This is a genomic window from Pseudomonas edaphica (assembly GCF_965277385.1).
In the GTDB taxonomy this organism is placed as follows: Bacteria; Pseudomonadota; Gammaproteobacteria; order Pseudomonadales; family Pseudomonadaceae; genus Aquipseudomonas; species Aquipseudomonas edaphica.
Window position 1 is genome coordinate 150,844 of the sequence record NZ_OZ255725.1, and the last position, 15,960, is coordinate 166,803.

Here is a 15,960-nt window from a genome sequence, read left to right on the forward strand (position 1 = left end):
CACAAGGAAGCGTTCGATGACTGACCTGCATACCCTTACGGCCGCCGAACTGTTGGCGCAATTTGCCAGCCGGCAACTCGCGCCCATCGACTACTACGACCAGCTCCTGGCCCACATCGACCGCTGGGAGCCGCAGATCAACGCGCTCTATGCCTTCGACCCGCAACAGGTGCGCCAGCAGGCCCAGGCCTCCACCGAGCGCTGGAACAAGGGCCAACCCAACGGCGCCCTTGATGGCGTACCGGTGACCCTCAAGGAATTGATTGCCACCGAAGGCGTGCCCATTCCCCTCGGCAGCGCGGCCACCCGCCTAACCCCGGCCCTCAGGGACGCACCGCCCGCAGCCCGTATGCGTGAAGCAGGCGCGATTATCCTGGCCAAGACCACCAACCCGGATTTCGGCATGCTGTCCTCCGGCCTGTCGAGCTTCCACGGCATCACCCGCAACCCGTGGAATACTGCCAACAACACCGGCGGCTCCAGCTCCGGTGCCGCCGCTGCGGCCGCCGCCGGTTATGGCCCGCTGCACGTTGGCACCGACATCGGTGGTTCGGTGCGCCTGCCCGCCGCCTGGTGCGGCCTGGTGGGGTTCAAGCCGACCCTGGGACGCATCCCCATCGACCCGTACTACACCGGCCGCGCCGCCGGGCCTATGACCCGCACCGTCGACGACTGCGTGCTGCTGATGCAACACCTGGCCCGCCCCGATGCCCGCGACGCCACCAGCCTGCCGCCACTCGCCACCCAGTGGAGCAACCAACCGTTGTCGGTCAAGGGCCTGCGGGTCGGCCTGATGCTCGAGCCTGGCGTGGGTATGCAGCCTGAAGGCTTCGTGTGTGAAGCGGTGGAACACGCCGCACGGCTGTTCGAAGCCCATGGCGCCAAGGTCACGCTGATCCCGCCGATCATGGACCGGGCACAACTCGACGGCCTCGATCATTTCTGGCGCGCCCGGCAGTGGGGCGACTTGTCCGCGTTGAGCAGCGAGCAGTTCGACAAGGTCTTGCCGTATATCCGCGACTGGGCCGCGCCAGGCGCCGAGATCAGTGGCGTACAGGCCGTTAAAGGCTTCAACCAGACCTTCGAAATGCGCCGCCGCGCCGCGCAGGTGTTCACCGAACTCGACCTGGTGCTCTCCCCCACCAACCAAGTCAACGCCTTCCCCGCTGAGTGGCCTTCACCCAGCAACGACCCGCAACGGCCGTTCGAACACATCGTGTTCACGGTGCCCTGGAACATGGGCGAACAACCGGCGCTGTCGATCAACTGCGGTTTCGCCGCTGATGGCATGCCCATCGGCTTGCAGATGATCGCCCCACGCTTTGCCGACCAATGGCTGCTGCAAATTGCTAAAACCTACGAGAGCTGGCGTGGCGCAATCCACCACTGGCCGAATCCTTCCTGACTTTGACGCTGTAAGAACTGCCCACCCACACGCCAGCTCCGGGCCTACACGGCCGGGAGCTTGGACGACCTATAACTAAAATCGAGGGGCTGGTATGCACACTGAGCAATTGACACGATCCGATCCTGATCACGCACCCGAAACACCGTCCCCGGACGCCGGCAAAAAGAGCATTTTTGCCGTGGTCCTGGGTAACGCCGTGGAGTTTTTCGACTTTGGTGTGTACGCAACCTTTGCGGTGATGATCGGCCACACGTTTTTCCCGTCCGACAGCGCCTTCGTCAGCTTGATGCTGTCGGTCACCGCGTTCGGTATCGGCTTTATCGTCCGGCCGCTGGGCGCGGTGCTGATCGGCGCCTACGCCGACCGCGTCGGGCGCAAACCAGCGATGCTGTTGACCCTGGTGATGATGGCCGTGGGCACCGGCAGCATCGCGATATTGCCCGGCTACGAGACCATCGGCATCGCGGCGCCGATCCTGCTGGTGCTCACCCGCATGATCCAGGGTCTGGCCTGGGGCGGTGAAGCCGGCCCCGCCACCACCTATATCCTCGAAGCGGCGCCGCCTCACAAACGCGGGACGTACGCCTGCTGGCAAGTGGTTGCCCAGGGCGTCGCGGCCATGGTGGCCGGGCTGGTAGGGTTCACCCTGACCAAAGTCATGTCCCCGGAAGACCTCAACAGCTGGGGCTGGCGCGTACCCTTTGTGTTCGGCCTGTTGGTATTGCCGATCGGCATCTACATCCGCCGCAACCTCGCCGAAACCTTCCACGGCCACGGCGAGCAGACCAGCACCGGCGACCTGGTACGGGAAGTCTGCGGCAAGCACCGACGGGCATTGGTACTGGGGTTGCTGATCCTTTCCGGCAGCACCATCACCCAGTACTTCCTCAACTACATGACCACCTTCGCCCTCACCGAGCTGAAGCTGCCCACCAGCATCTCCATGCTCTCGACCCTGGTGGCCGGCGCCGCCATGGCCGTGTGCGCGGTGGCCGGCGGCATGCTCTGCGACCGCTTCGGGCGCCGGGTGATCCTGATGACACCGCGGGTGGTGTTGCTGCTGATCCTATTCCCGGCCCTGCAACTGATGACCGAACACCCCAGCCCGGCGACCTTCCTGCTGACCCTCGCGGTACTCTCGGGCCTGCACGGCATGAGCGGCGCGGCGTTGATCGTGCTATTGGTGGAAAGCTTCCCGAAATCCGTGCGTTCCACCGGTTTCTCCATCGTCTACGCCTTCGGTGTGGCGGCGTTTGGCGGCACCGCGCAGATAATCATTACCTGGCTGATCGGCACCACCGGCGATCCAATGTCACCGGTCTGGTACCTGCTGATCGCCAACCTGGTGTGCCTCACCGCCGCCTGGTTCGCCAAGGAAACCCGCCCGTCGCTGCCCGGCAGCCCGGCCCGCGAAACCCGGCTCACAGAAGCTTCGGTTCGCTGAATACCTTTTCCCACTGTCCCGCGTCTTTTCGCCACCGACCGGCAGCGCCTGAGGGCCTGCCGGGACGGTCGCCTTACGTCTGATTTGTATGGGGATTTACCATGTATCCACGTCTTTTGCTGGCCGTCACCCTGGCTTCCAGCACCCAGGCTTTCGCCCAAGAGAACGCTCAAGCCAGCGCACCGGGTTTCCTCGAAGGCAGCACCCTGGACCTGAACCTGCGCCACTACTATTCCAACCAGCACACCAAGCGCACCACCCACCTGAGCATCAAGAAAGCCGGCGGCGTCGAGCCCACCCGCGTGCGCGAAACCTGGGTGCAGACCAGCATGTTCAAGTACAGCTCCGGCTACACCCAGGGCCTGATTGGCGTGGGCGTGGATGCGGGAATCTTCAGTGCGGTCAACCTGGAGCGTGGCCACGGCAAGGTGGCCAATGGTGGCGACCGAGTGCTGGTAGACGGCAATGGCGATGCGATTCCCACCTGGAGCCGCCTGGGTGTGGGCGACGTGCGTTTGCGCCTGTCCAGCACCGAGATCAAGGCGGGCCGGCTGATGACCGACAACCCGATCCTGCGCTACAAGGACAACCGTGCCCTGCCCTCCAGCTTCCAGGGCGTGGGCCTGTTCAGCAACGAATTCGACTGGCTGTCGGTACAGGGCGGCAGCTTCGAGCGGGCGATTCCGCGCACCGGCACCGGCGCCGAAAAGCTCACCACCACCTTCGGCAACCGCGCCTACAGCGGTGCGCGCATCAGCTACCTGGGGGCCACGGTCAAACCGGGTTACGGGCTGGAAGCCAGCGTCTACGCCTCGCGTTTCGAAGACATGTGGGACCAGACCTACGTCGGCCTGACCCACCGCATCGGCGACAAAAGCGACATCGTCCTGAAGACCGCCTTCAACTACTATCACACCAGTGACTCGGGGGACAAAAACCTCGGCTACATCGACAACAACGCCGCCAGCCTGGCCTTCACCGCCACGCACATGGCCCACAGCCTGACGCTGGCCTGGCAGCAGGTGTTCGGCAATGAATACTTCGACTACGTGTGGGAGTCCACCGGCAACTACATGGCCAACTCGCTGTACTCGGACTACAGCGGCCCCAACGAAAAGTCCTGGCAACTGCGCTACGACCTGGACTTCGCCGCCTACGGCGCGCCCGGCCTCACCGCCAGCCTGTGGCACGCCAAGGGTTGGGACATCGACGGCACCCATTACGATGGCGACCGCAACGGCCACAACACCGGCTACAACGTGCGCAGCCTGGATGGCGCCAAGCACAACGAAAACGGCTTGATGCTGGCCTATGTGATTCAGTCCGGAACACTCAAGAACACCGTACTGCGCACCATCGTCTACAACCATCGCGCCAGCGGGGGGCAGATTGACGGCAGCTACGACGAGTTCCGCCTGGTCGCCAACGTGCCGATCAACATCTTCTGAGGCTCAGGCTCAGTTCAGCGAACAACGCTGCATCGCCCCCGCCAGCATTTCCTGGCACTTGAGCACCGCCACCGAGCGGGGGCGGTTGCGGTACACGCAGAGGTCGATGCGGATGCGGCCGAGGTCTTCATCGGCTATCGGCACGGCGACCAGGCCGTCGCCCAAGTCGCGTACGTCTGCCTCGACCTGGGGCAGAATCAGCACCGCTGCTCGTTGCCGGGCCAGGCTCTTCTGCACTTCCAGGGAGCTGGTGGTGAACACGGGTTCGAGGGTGACTCCGCGTTTTTTCGCGGCCACTTCCAGGGCCTGGCGCACGCCGTAGGCCGAGTCGGGAATCGCCAGGGGCTGGCCTTGCAGTTCGCTCAATTCGATGCTTTCGCGTTGGGCGAAGGGGTGTTCGGCGCTGACCAGCACCCGGTGCCACAGCTGGCAATGGGCAGTGACTTCGACGTCGGCGCGTTCTTGCAGGTAGAACGCCAGGCCCAGGTCTGCCTCGCCGCTGCACAGGGCGTCGAGGGTGGCCGATGCACTGGCGATTACGATGTTGAAGGTGACCTTGGGATGGGCGCGGTAGAAGGTGGCGAGTACTGGGGCGAGTACGGTGGAAACGATACTTTCTGACACATGGATGCTGATGTTACCGGCTACCTGGCTTTGGCGGCTGGCGATGACTTCGCGTACCTGGTCGAGGCCGCGCAGGGTTGAGGTGACTTGTTCGGCCAGGCATTCACCCTCGGCGGTGAGGCGGATGCCGCGGGGGCCGCGTTCAATCAGGGCGGCGCCGAAGAAGTGTTCCAGGTGTTCGATCTGGCGGCTGACGGCGGTTGGGGTGACGTATAGACGTTCGGCTGCCTTACGCAGGGAGGCGCAGCGGGCGACCTCGTGGAAATATCGCAAGGCGCGTAGTTGCATGGGGGTGCTCCTTTTTTTGGGGTTGGGGTTTGGGGGGTACGCAATTACTGCGCCATGCATGTGTATCAGTTCGCGAATGGGCCGAGGGTCTGCAAGCTGCTCGCGTGACCGTAAACCCCGCCACCGATTGGGCTTGTGTACAGCGAGTTATCAGCGCGCTTGTACTCGCGGTGTTGCTGGGCAACGGATACTTCGCCCATCGGTTTTGTGCACACCTCGCAAGGGCCAAGTTGATCGCCGCCAGGTTGCGAAGGTCGCAGTTTGTTGATGACGTTGCCGGTAGGGGTACCCATTAGCGTTTTCCTCAGACTTCGAAGTCAGGGTCAATGACCCACGTTTCGCCCTTGCTTGCGACGGCAACTGGCCGCTTACGCAGGGCATAAACCGCGTGCTCGGTGGTGAGCTTGCCGGTCTGGTAGTGGCGGGCAACGCTGAGCACATATCGCATCGGTTCTTTTCCTAAACGTTTTCTAGTGGTGTAAAAACACCAAGATTTTCCATATCGGCCTCACACTGTTCGAAGCTCATCCACCCCAGCAGATCAATTATTGCCATCGAGCGCGAGACAGGTTCAGGTGTGAATTTCCCTGGATGGTGCTGATCTGAAGTCTTGAAGAGAGACGTGCAACTCCCCGGCTTACTATCGTCAAAATGCATGGCTTGATTACGACCAAACCATATGATTTCGCGAATATGCGCCCCAGAGGTTATCCGCCCCTCGATAGGGCAGTCTTCGATCTTTTGACCATATCGCGTAACTAGACCTTGCCTTGCAATTTGAAGAAGTGTTCCAGCTACGATGGTCATCGTCTGGTCGGTCACCTGAATCGCCCGAACGGTAGCACTCAGCTTCAATCGCGGCCGCGTCAAAGTGACCTTCGCTTCCTCGCGAAGCTCATCATTTTCTTGCTGGTCAAACAGGGCAAGACCGCGAAGAAACTTCGCCTACGCCTGGCGGACGAAGGTGTTCAGTCCGGACTGAGCGCCTTTATCAATGATCTGCAGGAACGCCGAGCCCTCAGCGGCATAAAAACATCTATGCTGATCACCAACACATCCGGCCTTCGGATGAGCCAGCAGATGCTGCGCAATCGCTGGGACGAAGCCCGCGAGAAAGCTGCCGTCAAAGCAGGCGCCGACGGCGATGCTGCCCTGGCAGTGCTGATGTGCCAGTTCCAGTTCAAGGACATCCGCCCGAAAGCAGCCAGCGAGATTGAGCTGACACATGCCAGCCGCCTGCTTGGCCACACCACGGAAGAGATGACCAAAAAGGTCTATCGACGCGTCGGGGAAATAGTTAAAACAACGAAGTGATTTAATCCGCTCGACAACTCACATCCCAAAAAACTTAGTCAATGCAGACGTCAGCACGCCGGCTCCGACCTGAGCCGGTATCTACCACGCCGGAGTACCCGCTTTAGAAATCATGCCCGCCAGCCAAGCGCGTACGCCAGGACCAAAATTCTTGCTATCTGATTCCGCATTGAGGTCATCGTCGTTAATGGCAACCTGCAACTCTGCCACATCCACTTCTGCAACCTTGTTTCTTCTTAGCTCACGAATCAAAGCTGGCAAATCCTTTACGCCAACCGTTGACTTATTATGTGATGCTTGATTCCCCTCACCTATAGCCAAACCTATATTCGCACCATCACCAAAAACAGCGCCTTTGAACATTTCACTTAGCCCTTCAATCTTTGGCATGACCTTGGGGTCAGCGCCCGCGTTAGTCTCAGGCAATACATTTTCAAGATTTAATAAAAAATCCAGCAATCTAGATCTTGCCTCATTTAGAATTTGCTCAAAACAGCCTGCCGGAGGCTTTCCCCAAGCGCTTGAGATCCCGAATGACTTTTCAATTCCTTGCCGCAGATAAGGGAAAACACGGTGATCTATGTTTACGTTGAGATCATCGGCCTTTTTGGAAAAATCTTCAATTACCGCAATGCTTTGAGTGTACCGATAAACCAAAAACTGTTCGATCATCTCTTCAGACATACCGCCAATTGGCAATCTATAGTTTGTATAACGTTTAACTCCGTTCTCAACGTTACCAAATGGAGTTAAATATGAGGCGCGACAATTAGGAATATTATCTTCGTTTGCATACCCCTGTATTTCATTCTTAACCCACTTTGCAAAATCTTTATTCTGAAGCTTATGGGCAATAAATTGAGCCTTAAAAAAGCATTCGCCAACGGCTGCTTTGCATCACTTAGGATTTCTATCGCATCGTCAACTAGTTTCATTAGGCCCTCACCCCCTTGTGGTTGCAGCTCCTTCGACCGTATGCCTCGCGGCCTTTCCAGCTGCCATCATGCGAGCCATCACGGGATCAAATCAAGTAATGAATTCAGAGCTATCATCGCGCTCAGTTACGGACATCCCGTTTCGTTGAGCGCTCCTGTTTTTATGCAGGAATCAGGTTCTAGTTGCGGAACGCATGCCAAAAATTGCGGAATGGTTCCTAAATCGCAGGCATTAAAAAACCCCGTAGACCATTGATCTACGGGGCTTTAAGAGTGGAGGCCGAGGTCGGAATCGAACCGGCGTAGGCGGATTTGCAATCCGCTGCATAACCATTTTGCTACTCGGCCTCAAACGATCAACGTCCTGACTGCTGACATTCACCGCATAAAAACTTGAGTGGGCTGTAAAACCCTGCCTCTACTCTAACTCATTGAATGCATTGAAGTTTTAAATGCTTCGTTGCGTTCGATGGGCGCCATTATGTACGCATTTGCTTTTGCCTGCAACCCCTTGATTTCAAAAATATTTCGTATTGCCATCAAGGGGTTGCGGGCCTGCCCTACTCCTGGATGCGCTGCTGCTGATAGTGCGGGTCGGCCTTGATCTGGGCTTCGGTGAAGGGCAGCGCGCGCAGCTTTTTCTCGGAGAAGGCTTGGGTCTGGTCCTTGGCGTGTTTGGATGCGGGGTTGCTGGATTCGGAGAAGGCCAGCACGCCCAGTGCCTGGGGGCCTTTGTCGTCGAAGGTGACGATTTGCAGGTAGCTGGTGCCGCTGACGACTTCGCGTTTGCCGTCGGCGCGGGGCACGGTTTGCATGGCGTTGTAGATGCCCAGCTGTTGCGGGCCGCCGTGCATGGGGGTTTGGCCGCTGACCTGGATGTCGCCCCAGCGCGTGGCCTTGAGTTTACTGACCTCTTCACTGGAGGCCAGCATGGCTTCGCGCAGGGCTTTGGCCACCTCGATGCGGTCGATGGCCAGGCCACGCGGTGTGGTCAACGGCTGCGCCGGGTCGAAGGCGACGCGCCAGGCGTCGGGGATTTGTTGCAGGTGTTCGACCAGGTTAATGAAGTGCACCAGGCCGATGCCGCTGTCGAGGTTGGCATGCTGGTCCCAGGCTTTCAGGCTGGAACACAGCGGTTGCAGTGCGGCGGCGTCAGTGCCCAGATGTTTGGCGCAATATTCGAGCAGGTCTGGCATGACCTGGCTGGCGAGGTACACCTCGTTGTCCATGACCATGTTTTGCAGGTCGGCCACGCTGATCGGTTGCTTCTCCAGGGATTGCAGGCGCTGCACGGCGAAGCGTGCGCGTGGGCCGAGGCCGATGTGGTCCTGGCTGATCACCGGGGAGAAGCCGGTGAGTGGCGCCTTGGGGTTGGCCAGCCACGCCGAGTCGTTGGAGTGTTGCACGTAGTCGGTGCGTTGCAGTTGCGGCAACTGGTCGGCAGCGAAGATGCCAGGTTGCGCTGCACGCGGGTCAACGTCCCAGGCGCAGGCGCTGTGGGCGCCGTCGAGCATGATCATTTGCAGGCCCGCGCGAGGGTCGCTGCATTGCGCCAGTTTGGCTGCGCTGACGTTGGGCACCACCGACAGGTTCATGTAGAGGCTCTGGCCCTGGTCGTCGGCGGCCACGGTATTGACCCACGGTATGCCTTGCAGGGTGTGCACCGAGGTTTGCAGTTCTTTAAGGCTGGTGGCGCGGTTCATCGCGTACCACTGTTGCAGCACGCGGTCGTTACCCAGGTTGGCGTCGCGCAGGCTGAAGGCGTAGTGGCTGTCCCAGTCGAGCTTGCCGGGCCATTGCACCACGGGGCCGAATTGCGAACTGTAGACCGTATGAGTGACCTCTTTGAGGCTGCCATCGGGTTGTTTGACTTGGACCTTCACCGCACGATGCTCCATAGCGATGGATTTCCCATCCAGCAGATAACGCGTGGAATCCTTGGGATCGAGGGTCAGCCGATACAGAGTGAAATGCTTGGATGTGTCCACCGTGTGGGTCCAGGCCACGTGCTGGTTAAAGCCGATATTGATCACCGGCAAACCCGGCAGTGCTGCGCCCATCACGTCCAGTTGGCCCGGGATGGTCAGGTGCATCTCATAAAAACGCATGCCACCGACCCACGGAAAATGCGGGTTGGCCAGCAGCATGCCACGGCCATTAAATGAACGATCACGGCCCACGGCCACGGCGTTGCTGCCACGGTCGAGGCTGAAGCGTTGTTGATTGGCTGCTGCCAGTTCAAAGGCCTTCATGCTCGACGGCACAGCGGCAGTGGCGTTAGGCGGCGTGGCGCCGACCAGGGCTTCGGCGAATTGGCCGACACCGCCTTCCACCAGCAGCCTGCGGGTCAGCTTGACCAGGTCGTCCACGACCAACGGGCGCACCCACGTGGCGTGGCACTGGGTCGGTGCGCCCTGCTCTTTCAGATAACGGTTGTAGCCGGCGACATAGCCTTCGATGCGCTGCTGCATCTGTGGGGTTTGCGCCTTCCAGAATGCGGCAACCGCCTGGGGCGTATTCAGCCAGTTGAAAAACACATCACTGGCCAGGTTGTTGCGCTCTTCGAGGGTCGCCTGGTCCGGGCCGAAAAACCGCGCACGCTCGCCGTTCACCGTGACCACTTCATTGGCCAGCAGGCACAGGTTGTCTTGCGCATACGCGTAACCAATACCGTAACCCAAGCCACGCTCATCGTTGGCGCGGATGTGCGGCACGCCGAAGGTGGTGCGGCGAATCTCGGCTGAAGCCTGTGTCACCTGTTCACGCGCTGAAGCATTCAGGCTCAGCCCCAGCAACAGCCCTGCCACGCACGCCTTGGACAACCGGTTGGAAATAATCACGCAAGCTCCACAGTCAATTTGGACACCCTTACAGGGGGCAACGACCCCACCGTAAGAACGCAGGTAACCGGGAATAATTTAGCCGCAGCGGGTGTTTTTTAAGGGCGGTCGACGTGTGACAAAGCGGATACCGACAAAATTTCTACATCCAGGACTTCATGATTTCGCTCGCTCGTTCGTCTTATTCAAATAAGAGCGCCATCATTTTCCTGATCAGGCTCTGATAAGGAGTTTTTTGCATGTACAACCCGCAACCGCCCATGGATGGACATTCACCGGCTGCCGACGCCAATTACGGCGGCGGCGCACAAGCGTTCGGCAAAGCGCCGGAGCACGGCAATCAGCGTATCCGCCATTTGCTCAAGTGCTTCGGTTTGCGCACCAGCCTGATCCGGCTGAAGGTCATTGACGCCCTCCTCACTGCTGCCGACAACCAGCGCACATTGGGCGTGCGCGGCGTGCACAGTCATTTGCTGGAGCTGGGCATTCCGTTGTCGTTTCTCAGTGTGCGCGAGGTGCTGAAGCGCCTGTGCAGCGAGGGCGTGATCACCCTCAATGCCGATAAGAGCTACAGCCTCCATGCAGAGGCTGCCAAAGTGCTCGACGGTCGCGCCTGACGCTTTCGCCCGGCGCTCCAGCAGGCATCAGAAGTGAGGCTTGACCTTGCGACGCATGATGCCGTTGATCACCACTACCACGACGGCAATCGCAATCGCCAGGTACTGGAACGTTTTTTCGCTGATCACGCCGGTGTTTTGCAGATAAGACAGGCCAAACATCGACGCCAGTACTGTCAGGGCGATCAGAATCGAATATTTCAAACGTTGCTTTTGGGTCATGACGGGTTCCTGAAGCTTAAGAATGTATCCACTTTGTATCGCCGAGCATGCCAAGCACATACCCGGTTACGGGGATGGCACCGGTTCGGCAGGGTCATATGTTACAGGCGCTGAGAAATTTTGGCTTGTTCCGCGCCTGATTGAACCTGTCGGTACTTTAGAGGATTTGAAAATGCTCCGTCGAATCACACTGTTGATTCCATTGCTGATCATGTTGACCATGAGCGGCTGCTTCTTTTTCCCACGTGGCGGCGGTGGCGGCTGGCACGACCACGACCATCGCTACGATGGCGGCCGTGGCTACGAGCGTCGCTGACATCACGCGCGTCTCGCTTTGCAGTGAGCAAAGCGAGACGCCTGCAGTCAGCCTGCGTGCACCCACCGTTGATATAGCCAGCGCGCAAAGGCATCCAGCGCAAACCCCAGCAAGCCGATCACCACCACCATCGCCATCAACTCCGAATACGCCAGGCGGTCACGCGTGTCGAGGATGTAATACCCCAGCCCCGCGCTCACCCCAAGCATTTCGCACGGCACCAGCACGATCCACAAAATGCCAATGGCCAGGCGCACGCCGGTCAACACATGCCCGACTACGCCGGGAATGATCACCCGTCGCAGGGTTTCCCAGCGCGTGGCGCTGAGGCTTTTACTCAGTTGCAACCAGCGCGGGTCCAACTGGCGTACGCCAGCGGCGGTATTGAGCATGATCGGCCACACCGCGGCAAACGCCAGCAGGAAGTAGATCGGTTGGTCGCCCACGCCCATCAACATCACCACAATGGGCATCCAGGACAGTGGCGAGATCATCCGCAGAAACTGGAACGCCGGTGTGGTGGCAGCCTCCAGGTTGCGCGAACTGCCCACCAGCAGCCCCAACGGCACACCGACCAACAAGGCCAGAAACAGCCCAACGAATATGCGCTTCAGGCTCACCGCGATGTGCAGGTACAGCTCGCTGCGCCCGAGCAATTCCCACAAGCTGCTTGCCGTTGCCGCCAGCGAAAAGCGCGCCGACAAGCCATCGGTATCGCCAAACACTTTCACGCCCAGCCACCACAGCAACAGCAAGCCGGCCAAACCACTCAGCCCCAGCCACCAGCCAGGGATTCTGCCGTTGTTCAAACGCCGATCTCCTCGTGCCGTTCGTAACCGTCGGGCAAGCCGAAGGTTTTCATACCGCCCACGGATTCGATGGCATTGCGCACGAAGCGGTCGTCCACCAGGTCCTTGGCCACGAACGTTGGGTCCAGGTCAGCGAGGAATTTCTTGTCGCCTTCGATCAAAGTGTCCTTCAAGCGCCGTACCAATTCCTCGGTGTAGCTGGGAAATGGGTACGGCTGGAAGTCGATGCGATGCTCGTCCCAGTTGGCATGCTGGATCGCGCCGTCAGCCAGGTACGCGGCACGGTCGGCGGCGGCCGGGGCCAGCACCTTGCTCAACACCGGTTCGGCGTGCGGTGTATAGCGGTTCGGGCCGTCCTTGGACAGCAGCTTCACCGCCTCTTCGCGGTTCTCGCGAGTCCACACCTGCGCCTTGACGATGGCATTGACCACCTTCTGCGACCACTCCGGGCGGTTGGTCAGGTCATGCTCGTGCATGAACACCACGCAGCAGGCGTGGTTGCGCCACACATCGCCAGTAAAGCGCTGCACGCGACCGACCTTGAGGTTTTCCGCGAGGGCGTTGAACGGCTCGGCGACGATATAGCCGTCGATGCGCTTGCTCGCCAATGCAGGCGGCATATCCGAAGGCGGCAACACGATCAGGTTGACTTCATTGGCCGCAATCGCAGCGCCGGCGGCACGCGCTACTGGCGTGAGGCCGTTGTCGCGGAACAGTTGCTGCACCACTACGTTGTGGATCGAGTACCAGAACGGAATCGCCACCGACTTGCCGCCCAATTGCTTCACCTCGGTAATGCCCGGCGAAACCGTCAGGCCCGAACCGCCGACATGGTTCCAGGCCACGACTTTGGCCGGCACCTTGCTGCCGTAGCGCGCCCATACCGTCATCGGCGACAGCAAGTGAATCACGTTGACCTGCCCGGAAATAAACGCCTCGATCACCTGCGCCCAACTGCGCAACAGCACCGGGCGCTCGGCCTTGATGCCTTCGGCCTCGAACAAACCGTTGTTATGCGCCACCAGCAAGGGCGTGGCGTCGGTGATCGGCAAATAGCCGATGCGTACAGGCGCGTCCGGCTCGCTGGCGGCGCGGGCTTGCAGGCTGCTGAGCAGCGGCAAGGCACCGGCGGCACTGAGCACCGCCGAGAGTTTGAGAAAGTCACGGCGCGAGTGCGTAAGGTCATCCAGACACATGTGAAAACTCCTGTTGGTCAATGGGGTTGGGTTGAGGGCGGCTCGCCTGCCGTAAGGTTTTCAGGATCTCGATACGCAACGCGCCGATGGCTTCAACCTGCTCTTCGCGCGGTTGCGGCAAATCGATGCGCCATTCGCCCAAGGTCCGCGCCGGGCGGTTGCCCAGTAGCAGGATACGGTCGGACAACAGCAGCGCTTCGTCGATGTCGTGGGTAATCAATACCGCGGCCGAACCCTGCTCGCGGTTGACCTTGAGCAGCAGGTGCTGCATGTCGGCGCGGGTGACTTCATCCAGCGCGCCGAACGGCTCATCCAGCAGCAACACCTGCGGCTGGCGGGCCAGGCAACGGGCCAACGCGGTGCGCTGGGCCATGCCGCCGGACAACTGCGCTGGAAACTGCTGACGCGCATGTTCCAGGCCGACCGCCGCAATGGCGTGGTCGACGCGCTGGCGGCGCTGCTCAAGGCTCAAGTGCGGCTGACGGGCGAAATCCAGGCCAAAGGCGACGTTCTTTTCCAGGTTCAGCCAGGGCAACAGGCTAGGGTCTTGAAACGCCACTGCCACCCGTGGATGCGGCCCGGCCAGCGGCTCGCCCAGCACCTGCACGCTACCGCCCTGCGGCGCCTGCAAACCGGCCAGCACGCGCAACAGGCTGGATTTACCCACGCCGCTGGGGCCGAGGATCGACACCACTTCGCCCGGCTGCAGCTGCAAATCAAACCCTTGCAACACCGGCCCACTGGCATAGCCCAGGCAAATACCCTCGGCGCTCAGTACCGCCTGACTCATAGGTTGGCCTGACGGTGCAGCTCGGTGCGCAGTTGCACCAGGCTTGGCGTCACGATCGGCACAAAGGCCGACTCGCGCCAGCGCCGTGCAAAGCCGCTGCCATGGGCGGTAAGGTAGGCCTTGCCGCCGCTGGCCTGGAGTTCCAGCTGCACCGCGCTGGCGGCGGTTTCGGCCAGGGCGATGCGCAGTTTGAACAAGGGCACCGGCTCGACGGCAAAACGACCGGCCAACAGGCCGCCTTTGAGTTCTGTGACCAGGTGATCGAGGGTCGCTCGCAAGGCTTCCAACTCGTCACGCAACACCGTGCGTGAGGAGCCCAAATGGTTGGCCACTTCCGCCAGTGAGCGCCGCGCCAGGCCAATGGACATGCCGCACTGCAACCCCAGGAACGCCGGGCGCACAGCCGGCAGAAACTTGCGTGCATCTTCATGCAGCAACCAGTCGCGGCTCAGCTCCACGCCTTCCAGGCCCAGGGCCGCGGTATTGCTCGATTGCAGGCCCATCAGTTCCAGGTCACGCGAACGCTGCAGCCCTGCGACCGAATCCGGGATGGCCAGGATAAACGGCGCGCCGCCGCCGGCATGCTCAATCGCCGCCGCCGCAACAAAACCGTTCTTGCGCAGGTTGGTCACCCAGTGCAGGCGGCCATTAAGGGTCCAACCGTCTTCGGTCGGCTCCGCGCTGATTTGCAAGGTCTCGATGCCGGACAAAAATTTCATCGCGTTCGACAGCCCGGTGGCCCCGGCCAGCTTGCCGCTGAGCAGGTCCGGCAACAGTTGCTCGCGCAGCCGCTCATTCGGGCTCTGCAACAAATATTCGATAAAAGAGCGCTGGCCCCAGCACACAAACGCCGCCGCCAGGGAATGGCTGGCCACGTTGGCAATGGCTTCCACCGCGCCCGTCACATCACCGCCCAAGCCGCCCAGCGCCTTGGGCACGCCAATGCTTAATACATTCGACTCTGCCAGCCTTGGCAGCACTTCCTGTGGATCGCAACTGCCCACATCCAGGGCCTGCGCTTGAACATCGAGCCAACGGCTCAAGATTGGGTCAAGCATTCGTTTCTCCTTTTTACAGCAGGTGGACCATCGCCGATTCAGCTTGCCGGTTTTTCCCAACGGTATTGCGCCAGCTCCGGGTTCAGCGGGGTACGGGCAAACACGTTAGCGAAGTTGCACAGGGTTGCCAGGCTGACGCCCAAAATAACTTCCAGCGCCTGGCCCTCGGTATAACCGGCGGCGCGGAACGCTTCAAAACCCGCGTCGCTGACATCGCCACGGGTGGCGATCACTTCGCGGGTGAAGGCGGCGAGTGTCTCATAACGGGCGTTGGGCAATTCACCGCGCTGGCGCAGGGCGTCAATCACGTCTTCGGGCAGCTTGGCTTTATTGCGTGCCACGGCAGTATGGCCGGCCACGCAGAAATCGCAGCCGTGGGTGGTGGCGGCAATCAGCTGCACCACTTCGCGGTCGGCCAGGCTAAGCTCAGACTTGGCGTTGAGTCCGGACACGGTGATGTAGGTTTCCAGCGCCGCCGGTGCATTGGCCAACACGGCGAGCAGGTTGGGAATGAAACCCGAGCCTTTGAGGGCATTTTCCAGGAAGGGCTTGGCCGCTTCCGGAGCGGTTTCGGGGGTGAGCAACGGTACACGGGACATGGAGTGGTCTCCTGATGGGTTCATCGCCTAAGTCTGTTGGTTATAAAAAAAC

The 15,960-nt window shown here is 60.5% G+C and carries 16 protein-coding genes, 1 tRNA gene and 1 pseudogene; 6 read left to right on the forward strand and 12 right to left on the reverse strand.

Annotated features, from left to right (window positions below; genetic code table 11):
* Positions 1-16: 16 nt before the first annotated feature.
* The 3 genes from ACQY47_RS00735 (at position 17) to ACQY47_RS00745 (ending at position 4,300) form a co-directional block, all read left to right on the forward strand.
* Positions 17-1,405 carry an amidase gene (locus ACQY47_RS00735; protein WP_428554686.1) on the forward strand — a complete coding sequence of 463 codons (1,389 nt, stop codon included), beginning with the start codon at positions 17-19 and terminating at the stop codon, positions 1,403-1,405.
* A 94-nt stretch (positions 1,406-1,499) separates the two neighbouring features.
* Entirely contained in the window at positions 1,500-2,852 is a 1,353-nt protein-coding gene (locus ACQY47_RS00740; RefSeq protein ID WP_063028934.1) for a citrate-proton symporter, read from the forward strand.
* Between the two features lie 101 nt (positions 2,853-2,953).
* Complete coding sequence (locus ACQY47_RS00745; RefSeq protein WP_428554690.1) at positions 2,954-4,300, forward strand: OprD family outer membrane porin; 1,347 nt, start codon at positions 2,954-2,956, stop codon at positions 4,298-4,300.
* A 9-nt stretch (positions 4,301-4,309) separates the two neighbouring features.
* Here ACQY47_RS00745 and ACQY47_RS00750 read toward each other — a convergent pair whose 3' ends face one another.
* From ACQY47_RS00750 to ACQY47_RS00760, 3 genes are all read right to left on the reverse strand, one after another.
* Positions 4,310-5,212 carry a LysR family transcriptional regulator gene (locus ACQY47_RS00750; protein WP_063028932.1) on the reverse strand — a complete coding sequence of 301 codons (903 nt, stop codon included), beginning with the start codon at positions 5,210-5,212 and terminating at the stop codon, positions 4,310-4,312.
* Between the two features lie 304 nt (positions 5,213-5,516).
* Positions 5,517-5,660 carry a hypothetical protein gene (locus tag ACQY47_RS00755; protein WP_428554694.1) on the reverse strand — a complete coding sequence of 48 codons (144 nt, stop codon included), beginning with the start codon at positions 5,658-5,660 and terminating at the stop codon, positions 5,517-5,519.
* An 11-nt stretch (positions 5,661-5,671) separates the two neighbouring features.
* The gene (locus ACQY47_RS00760; RefSeq protein WP_428554697.1) at positions 5,672-6,034 is read right to left on the reverse strand and encodes a hypothetical protein; all 363 of its coding nucleotides are present in this window, start codon (positions 6,032-6,034) and stop codon (positions 5,672-5,674) included.
* 84 nt (positions 6,035-6,118) lie between these two features.
* Between ACQY47_RS00760 and ACQY47_RS00765 the strand changes: the two genes are divergently transcribed.
* A complete protein-coding gene (locus ACQY47_RS00765; RefSeq protein WP_428554700.1) occupies positions 6,119-6,526 on the forward strand; it encodes a tyrosine-type recombinase/integrase in 408 nt (135 codons plus the stop codon).
* Positions 6,527-6,607: 81 nt separating this feature from the next.
* Here ACQY47_RS00765 and ACQY47_RS00770 read toward each other — a convergent pair.
* From ACQY47_RS00770 to ACQY47_RS00780, 3 genes and pseudogenes are all read right to left on the reverse strand, one after another.
* Positions 6,608-7,396, reverse strand: a pseudogene (locus ACQY47_RS00770) (hypothetical protein); the annotation flags it as partial.
* Between the two features lie 339 nt (positions 7,397-7,735).
* A tRNA-Cys gene (locus ACQY47_RS00775) sits at positions 7,736-7,809 on the reverse strand.
* 212 nt (positions 7,810-8,021) lie between these two features.
* Positions 8,022-10,301, reverse strand: a complete 2,280-nt coding sequence (locus tag ACQY47_RS00780) for an acylase (RefSeq protein WP_428554703.1) — start codon at positions 10,299-10,301, stop codon at positions 8,022-8,024.
* Between the two features lie 239 nt (positions 10,302-10,540).
* Here ACQY47_RS00780 and ACQY47_RS00785 point away from each other — a divergent pair, with 239 nt between their 5' ends.
* On the forward strand, positions 10,541-10,918 hold the full coding sequence (locus tag ACQY47_RS00785; RefSeq protein WP_017138897.1) for a fe2+ zn2+ uptake regulation protein: 378 nt from the start codon (positions 10,541-10,543) through the stop codon (positions 10,916-10,918).
* 27 nt (positions 10,919-10,945) lie between these two features.
* Here ACQY47_RS00785 and ACQY47_RS00790 read toward each other — a convergent pair whose 3' ends face one another.
* Positions 10,946-11,140: a hypothetical protein gene (locus ACQY47_RS00790; protein ID WP_017138898.1), complete on the reverse strand. Its 195-nt coding sequence runs from the start codon at positions 11,138-11,140 to the stop codon at positions 10,946-10,948.
* A gap of 172 nt (positions 11,141-11,312) precedes the next feature.
* Between ACQY47_RS00790 and ACQY47_RS00795 the strand changes: the two genes are divergently transcribed.
* Positions 11,313-11,456, forward strand: a complete 144-nt coding sequence (locus ACQY47_RS00795; protein WP_428554707.1) for a hypothetical protein — start codon at positions 11,313-11,315, stop codon at positions 11,454-11,456.
* 47 nt (positions 11,457-11,503) lie between these two features.
* On the opposite strand, the gene ACQY47_RS00800 is transcribed toward ACQY47_RS00795, so the two are convergent.
* Genes ACQY47_RS00800 through ACQY47_RS00820 form a run of 5 tightly spaced genes read right to left on the reverse strand, consistent with a single transcriptional unit; the run spans position 11,504 to position 15,908 of the window.
* Entirely contained in the window at positions 11,504-12,265 is a 762-nt protein-coding gene (locus tag ACQY47_RS00800; RefSeq protein ID WP_170037583.1) for an ABC transporter permease, read from the reverse strand.
* Positions 12,262-13,461, reverse strand: a complete 1,200-nt coding sequence (locus ACQY47_RS00805; RefSeq protein WP_170037586.1) for an ABC transporter substrate-binding protein — start codon at positions 13,459-13,461, stop codon at positions 12,262-12,264. The genes ACQY47_RS00800 and ACQY47_RS00805 overlap by 4 nt, the downstream gene beginning before the upstream one ends.
* Positions 13,448-14,251, reverse strand: a complete 804-nt coding sequence (locus ACQY47_RS00810; RefSeq protein ID WP_428554711.1) for an ABC transporter ATP-binding protein — start codon at positions 14,249-14,251, stop codon at positions 13,448-13,450. The genes ACQY47_RS00805 and ACQY47_RS00810 overlap by 14 nt, the downstream gene beginning before the upstream one ends.
* Positions 14,248-15,309: an acyl-CoA dehydrogenase family protein gene (locus ACQY47_RS00815; RefSeq protein ID WP_169986208.1), complete on the reverse strand. Its 1,062-nt coding sequence runs from the start codon at positions 15,307-15,309 to the stop codon at positions 14,248-14,250. Before ACQY47_RS00815 ends, ACQY47_RS00810 begins: the two co-directional genes overlap by 4 nt.
* Before the next feature lie 38 nt (positions 15,310-15,347).
* Complete coding sequence (locus tag ACQY47_RS00820) at positions 15,348-15,908, reverse strand: carboxymuconolactone decarboxylase family protein (protein WP_099549676.1); 561 nt, start codon at positions 15,906-15,908, stop codon at positions 15,348-15,350.
* Positions 15,909-15,960 lie beyond the last annotated feature (52 nt).